The sequence below is a fragment of the Streptomyces alkaliterrae genome (genome assembly GCF_007097205.2).
Taxonomy (GTDB): Bacteria; Actinomycetota; Actinomycetes; order Streptomycetales; family Streptomycetaceae; genus Streptomyces; species Streptomyces alkaliterrae.
The window spans coordinates 1-628 of sequence record NZ_VJYK02000676.1; the positions used below are offsets into that span (position 1 = coordinate 1).

Annotated in this window: 1 protein-coding gene; it reads left to right on the plus strand. The window is 71.8% G+C overall.

Annotated features, from left to right (window positions below):
• Positions 1–26 precede the first annotated feature (26 nt).
• Positions 27–628: ArsR/SmtB family transcription factor (locus FNX44_RS27460; protein WP_153507811.1), on the plus strand; the 602-nt coding region annotated here is incomplete at its 3' end.

A 628-nucleotide genomic window follows, 5' to 3' on the forward strand; every position in this document is an offset into this window, starting at 1 on the left:
GGTGGGGTTCGGGTTAGCGTGCGGGGATGAGTGAGGACGCGCGGAAGAGGGTGCTGGACCCGGAGCGGGACGGGGAGGCGTTGAAGGCGCTGACGCATCCGTTGCGGATCCGGCTGCTGGGGTTGCTGCGGACGCACGGGCCCGCTACGGCAACGGAGTTGGGGGTGCGGACGGACGAGTCGTCGGCGTCGACCAGCTACCACCTGCGGGTGCTGGCGAAGCACGGGTTTGTCGCCGAGGCGGAGCATCGGGACGGGCGGGAGCGGCGCTGGCGGGCCGTGCACGAGCTGACCAGTTGGAGCAACGCGGCGATGGCGGGGGCGCCGGGGGCCCGGGAGTTCGTGGATGTCGCGCGGCGGGTGCAGGTCGATCACCTGGTGGAGAGTCTGGCGCGGTACGAGGCGGAGATGGACGCCGGGCGGCTTGGTGCGGAGTGGCGGGAGAACACTGGTGTCAGTGATCTGATGCCGCGTCTGACTCCGGAGTCGCTCAGGGAGTTGAACGAGGAGTTCGAGCGGCGGGTGGAGGAGTTGGCGGCGCGGGACGCGGGTGATCCGCGTGCCCGGCGGGTGGCCGTGTTCTACGCCGCGGCGCCGCTGGCGGAAGAGGAGGACCGGTCGGGTGGGGG